Raw genomic sequence first — 1,020 nt, forward strand, 5'->3', positions numbered from 1 at the left:
CGAGCAAGGCGCTCCTATCGTAGTGAAAGCTGACGGTCTTGCGGCAGGTAAAGGCGTTATCGTTGCGATGACCCTTGAAGAAGCAGAAGACGCAATCAAAGACATGCTAGCGGGCAACGCCTTTGGCGAAGCAGGCAGCCGCGTTGTTATCGAAGAGTTCCTCGAAGGCGAAGAAGCAAGCTTCATCGTAATGGTTGACGGCTCTAGCGTGCTTCCTATGGCCACCAGCCAAGATCACAAACGTGTTGGCGACAAAGACACTGGGCCAAACACGGGCGGCATGGGTGCTTACTCTCCTGCGCCGGTTGTAACTCCAGAAATCCACAACCGTATCCTTGAGGAAGTTATCTACCCAACGGTACGTGGTATGGACGCAGAAGGCGCACCTTACACAGGTTTCCTTTACGCTGGCCTAATGATCGATGCTGACGGCACACCTAAAGTTATCGAATACAACTGCCGCTTTGGCGACCCTGAAACGCAACCTATCATGATGCGTATGGAGTCAGACCTTGTTGAACTTTGCCTAATGGCTATCGACGAGAAGCTCGACGAAGCAGAATCGAAGTGGGATCCACGCGCTTCTATCGGTGTTGTTCTTGCGGCTGGCGGTTACCCTGCTGACTACGCAAAAGGTGACGTTATTTCACTACCAACAAGCGAAGTTGAAGGCCAAAAGGTTTTCCACGCGGGTACGACAAATAATGAAGCTGGCGACGTTGTGACAAACGGCGGTCGTGTACTTTGTGCAACAGCACTGGGCAATACGGTTTCTGAGGCTCAAGAGCGCGCTTACGCGTTGACGAAGCAAGTTAGCTGGAATGGTATGTTCCACCGCAATGATATTGGTTACCGTGCGATTGCGCGCGAACAAGAGCAGTAAACAATCTTGTTGCTCGCTTACTTTCCAATAACAGTAAGCAAATGACAGCAAGTGAATAACAGAAAAAGGCGCCTCAATAGGCTAATGCCGATCAGTTAAAGCCAAAGCGATCGGTTGAAGGATCCTTCAGAGCTGTC

General features: G+C 50.9%; 1 protein-coding gene. It reads left to right on the top strand.

Annotated features, from left to right (window positions below):
• A partial coding sequence (gene purD, locus AB6E78_RS22925; RefSeq protein ID WP_372153796.1) for a phosphoribosylamine--glycine ligase occupies window positions 1-883 on the top strand: 883 nt, incomplete at its 5' end.
• Window positions 884-1,020 lie beyond the last annotated feature (137 nt).

This window comes from Vibrio sp. 10N.247.310.98 (assembly GCF_041467395.1).
Lineage (GTDB): Bacteria > Pseudomonadota > Gammaproteobacteria > Enterobacterales > Vibrionaceae > Vibrio > Vibrio crassostreae_C.